This window comes from Klenkia sp. PcliD-1-E, from assembly GCF_024124375.1.
Classification (GTDB): Bacteria; Actinomycetota; Actinomycetes; order Mycobacteriales; family Geodermatophilaceae; genus Klenkia.
The window spans coordinates 1-4,514 of sequence record NZ_JAMXRZ010000196.1 but is presented as its reverse complement, the minus strand read 5'-3'; the positions used below and the strand labels follow the sequence as shown (position 1 = coordinate 4,514).

The following is a 4,514-nucleotide window of genomic DNA, read 5'->3' as shown; positions in this document are numbered from 1 at the left end:
GGTGGCCGCGCGGCGGTCGGCCACCCGGTCGGCCAGCAGCCGGGTGAGCTCGGGCAGCCCGGCGCCGGTGCGGGCGCTGATCGGCAGCAGGGCGGCGTCGGCCAGGCCCTCGGCGTCCAGCAGCCGGCGCAGGTCGCCGCGGATCGCGGCCAGGTCGGCCGCGGGCAGCCGGTCGGCCTGGTTGAGCACCACCAGCAGCGCACCGGCGTGCCCGGCCAGGGGCGTGAGGTAACGGTCGTGCACGGCGGCGTCGGCGTACTTCTCCGGGTCCAGCACCCAGACCAGGACGTCGACCAGCTCCACCAGCCGGTCGACCTCCAGCCGGTTCTCCAGCCGCACGCTGTCGTGGTCGGGCAGGTCGAGCAGCACCAGGCCGTCCAGGGCCGGATCCGGGGCGTGCAGGTGCCGCCGGGGCACCTGCAACCAGTCCAGCAGGGCGTCCTGCGGCTCGCCCCAGACGGTGGCGTGCGCGGTGCCGGTGGTCGGCCGGCGCACACCCGGGGTGCTCACCTCCGCCCCGGACAGCGCGTTGAACAGGGTGGACTTGCCGCTGCCGGTGGCTCCGGCCAGCGCGACGACGGTGGCCTCCCCCAGGGCCTGCCGGGCCCCGGCCTTGGCCAGGAGGGCCCGGGCCCGGCCGACCTCGGGCACCTCGAGCCGGCCCTCGGCGGCCTCGACCGCCTCGCGCAGGCCGCCCAGGCGGTCGGCGAGCCCGCGCTCAGCCACGGGCCCGCGCCACCGTCCGGGCGCTCTCCCGCAGGGCGGCGGCGTCGTCGGGGCCGGCCGCGCCGTCCAGCAGCGAGGTGAACCGGCGCTGTTCCACGTGGAGCAACGCCGCACTGCGCTCGTCCAGGTCGCGACGGGCGCGCTCGGCGAGCTGGCGGACGGCGGCGTCGCCGAACACCGCCTCGAGCACCCGCTGACCGACCACCGTCGTCCCGCCGGCGACGGCGACCTCGGCGCCGGACAGGCCCGCGGTCTGCGCGAACACCGCCACCATGACGACGGCCCCCGCCCCGTTGACGCCCCACGACAGCAGCCGGGCGCGCGACCGCTTGCCGGCGCCCTCGCCGCGGACCAGCTCGAGCACCGCACCCTGCCAGTCCCGGACGGTGCGCCCGGCCGCCTCGGTGAACCCCGGACCCACGGTCGAGAGCTCGCGCTCCCGCCCGGCGACCACCGCGGCGCCGCCGGGCAGCCCGCGCCAGGCGGTGACGGTGTCCTCGGCGGCGGTCTCGGCCGCCGAGCGCAGCAGCCGCTCCACCCCGCTCTCCAGCGCACCGGTCAGGTCCTGGGCCGGGGTGGGCCGCCCGGTGACGGCGGCGGTGACCCGGTCGCGCAGCCGGCCGATGCCGGCCTGCAGCGAGCGCATCCACTCCCCCGTGCCGACGAACTCCTGCCACCGGGCCAGCACCTCACCGCGCAGCAGGGTGCCGTTGCGGACGCCCTCGTCGACGGCCGCGGTCGCCCGGCCGTAGGCGGCATCGGCGGCGGTTCGCAGAGCGCCGGCGGCCGCCGCCTGCTCGTCGACGGCCCGGGCGATGCCGGCCACCCGGTCGTCCAGGCTGGCCAGCGCACCGACCAGGGTCTGCCGCACCACCTCCGCCCGGGCCCCGGCGTCGGCGGCGAGCTCGTGCAGCCAGCCGCGCAGCGGGGCGACCTGGGTCCCGGGCAGGAGGCCGTCGGTCAGCGGCCCCTCCTCCACCACCCACAGCCGGGCCTGGTCGAGCCCGGCCCGCTGCAGCATCCCGGCCAGGTCGGCGGCCACCTCCCGGGTCGCCTCCGGTGGCACCCGGTCCAGGACGACGGCCAGCGCGGTGCCCCGCTCGGCGGCGGTGTGCAGCAGGTCCCAGGGGACGGCGTCGGCGTAGCGGGCCGCGGTGGTGACGAACACCCACAGGTCGGCGGCCGAGAGCAGCTGGCCGGCGAGGTCGCGGTTGGCCTCGACCACGCTGTCGACGTCCGGCGCGTCGACCAGCGCCAGGCCCTGGGGCACCGCCGGGTGGGTCTCGACCTGCACCGGCAGCACCCGGTCGTCGGCGAACGCGCCGCGGTCGGCCGGGGCGCAGACCAGCACCGGGGTGCGGGTGGTCGGCCGCAGCACGCCGGCCCGGGTCACCTCGGCCTGCAGCAGGCTGTTGACCAGCGTGGACTTGCCGGCGCCGGTCGAGCCGCCGACCACCACGAGGAGCGGGGCGTCGACGTCGCGCAGCCGGGGCAGCAGGTGGTCCTCGACCTGGTCGACCACCGACCGCACGGCACGGACGGCGGCGTCCCGGCCGGGGGTGTCGAGGGCGAACGGGACGGCGGCGAGCTGGTCCCGCAGCCGGACCAGGTCCTCGGGCAGGGTGCCGGCGCTCGTCACGCAGGGAGTGTGCCCCGGGGTCTTCTTCTGCGCGTAGCGGCCAGGTCCGCCAGGATGGGCACAGTTCCTGACCGACACCGTCCGAGAAGGGGAGGGCGCCGGTGCCTGCCCAAGCCGTCTGGCCGCAGTGCCCCGTGCCGGACGTCCCGGGTGACGTGTGGCGCTGGCAGCTGCCGAGCGTGCACGACGCGTCGCGGGTGCGGATGGACCTGCGGGCGCGCCTGGCGCACCCGTCGCTGACCTCGTCCTCCACCGAGGACGCCCGCGAGGGTCTGCTGCTGGCCTTCGAGGAGCTGGCGTCCAACGCGCTGCGGCACGGTGGCGGCCTGGTCGAGGCGGTCATCGTGGCCACCGCCGAGGGCTGGGTGCTGTCGCTGTCCGACGGGGCGGTCGACCGGCCGCCGGTGCCCGCGGTCGACCGCGACCCGGCCCTGGGGGGCATGGGCCTGCCGATGGTGGCGCAGCTCTCGGTCGAGCACGGCTGGATGGTCGACCGCGACCGCAAGCACGTCTGGGCGCGGCTGACCTCGGGTGTCGCCGTCCCCGGCGCCACCCCGAGCCCGCGGAGCAGCCGGGCCTGAACCGGGCGTGACGGATCGTTCCGTTACCCGACCGTGACATCCGTGGTGACCGTCGGTTAGCGTCGGCCCAATGCGCCCCCGGCTCGCCGTCCTCGCACTCGGGGCTCTCCTGGCTCTCGGCACGACCGTCCCGCCGGCCGCCGCCGCCCCTGCCGACACCGCCGCGGTGACCGCGGCGCAGGCCGAGGTCGACCGGGTGGCCGCCCTCGTCGCGGCCGCCGAGGAGGAACTTGCCCGCTCGACGGTGCTGGCCGAGGCCGCCGCGGACGCCGACCGGGTCGCCCAGGAGCAGCTCGCCGCGGCACGGCAGGCGCAGGCCACCACCGCGGCCACCCTGGCGCAGGCGCAGGCCGCCACCGAGGTCGCCGAGGACGACGTCGCCACCCTGGGTCGCGAGGCGTTCATGGGCCAGCAGACCTTCGGGACGGCGGAGGTCCTGCTCGACGCCGAGAGCCCGGAGGACGTGCTGCAGCGCGCGGCGACCATGGAGCAGCTCGGCCTGGACCGGGCCGGACGGCTGGAGGCCGTCGAGGCGCAGCGGGACCGGGAGCAGGCCGCCGACACCGCGGCGCAGCAGGCCGTGGGCCAGCTGGACGCCGCTGCCCGGGCAGCCGAGGAGGCCGACGCCGCGGCCCAGGCGCAGGTGGCGACCGCGCAGCAGTCCTTCGACGCGGTGAGCGCGCAGAAGGCGGACCTGGACGCCCAGCTGCTGGCCGCGCAGACCGCGCTGCTGGAGGCGCAGGGCGTCGAGGACGCCGCCGCGGCCGCCGCGGCAGCCGCCGAGGAGTCGGTCGCCGCCGCCAGCGTGAGCAGCACCGGCGACGGGTCGCTGGTCGCCGGCCGGGTCACCTCCTGCTACGGCTCGCGCTGGGGGACGACGCACTACGGCATCGACGTCGCCGCGCCGATCGGCACCCCGATCCACGCCCCCGAGGGCGGCGTGGTGCTCGACGCCGGCCCGGCCAGCGGGTTCGGCCAGGCGGTCTACCTCCAGCACCCCGACGGCGTGGTCACCCTGTACGGGCACGTGGACACCTTCACCGTGCGGCCGGGCCAGGTGGTGTCGGCCGGGCAGCAGATCGCCACGGTCGGCAACCGGGGGCAGTCCACCGGCCCGCACGTGCACGTGGAGACCCACTACGGCGGGCTGTACGCCGACCGCCGCAACCCGGTGCCGTGGCTGACCTCGCACGGCATCTCCGTGGGGTCCTGCGGCTAGACCCCGGTGCCGCCGCCCCAGCCGTTCGGGGTGCTTCCGGTCGACCCGCGGTAGGCGTCGGGGTTCGCGTGCCCCCGGCCGACCTGCCGGCCCGCGTCCGCGTTCAGCCGGGCGCCGCGCGCCCTGGCCCGGCAGTCGTGGACGGCCATCGCCACCAGCAGGCCCACCACGACCACGCCCACCACGATCCAGGAGGTCGTCATGGCCGGACGCTAGCCGGTGGTCGCACCGGCGACCACCGCCGCCTGCTCGCGGCGCCGCGCCGACCGCCCGGTCAGCGCGATCACCAGCCCGCCGAGGACGGCGACGACCGCGCCGCCCAGCGCGGCGCGGTCCCAGCCGGCGAGCT

The 4,514-nt window shown here is 77.8% G+C and carries 5 protein-coding genes; 2 read left to right on the top strand and 3 right to left on the bottom strand.

Translation table 11 applies throughout. The annotated features are described in order from the left end of the window. Nucleotides 1-726 (bottom strand): GTPase (locus NH342_RS22135; protein WP_253018395.1); only part of this gene is annotated, 726 nt, incomplete at its 3' end. Further along, on the bottom strand, nt 719-2,365 hold the full coding sequence (locus NH342_RS22130) for an ABC transporter (RefSeq protein ID WP_253018393.1): 1,647 nt from the start codon (nt 2,363-2,365) through the stop codon (nt 719-721). The genes NH342_RS22135 and NH342_RS22130, both read right to left, overlap by 8 nt. A gap of 101 nt (nt 2,366-2,466) precedes the next feature. Between NH342_RS22130 and NH342_RS22125 the strand changes: the two genes are divergently transcribed. Both NH342_RS22125 and NH342_RS22120 read left to right on the top strand, forming a co-directional pair. Then, a complete protein-coding gene (locus tag NH342_RS22125) occupies nt 2,467-2,946 on the top strand; it encodes an ATP-binding protein (RefSeq protein ID WP_253018391.1) in 480 nt (159 codons plus the stop codon). A gap of 70 nt (nt 2,947-3,016) precedes the next feature. Next, the gene (locus NH342_RS22120) at nt 3,017-4,165 is read left to right on the top strand and encodes a M23 family metallopeptidase (protein WP_253018389.1); all 1,149 of its coding nucleotides are present in this window, start codon (nt 3,017-3,019) and stop codon (nt 4,163-4,165) included. Here the strand turns inward: NH342_RS22120 and NH342_RS22115 are convergent. Next, nucleotides 4,162-4,368: a hypothetical protein gene (locus NH342_RS22115; protein ID WP_253018387.1), complete on the bottom strand. Its 207-nt coding sequence runs from the start codon at nt 4,366-4,368 to the stop codon at nt 4,162-4,164. The two genes, NH342_RS22120 and NH342_RS22115, sit on opposite strands and share 4 nt — an antisense overlap. Nucleotides 4,369-4,514: the final 146 nt, after the last annotated feature.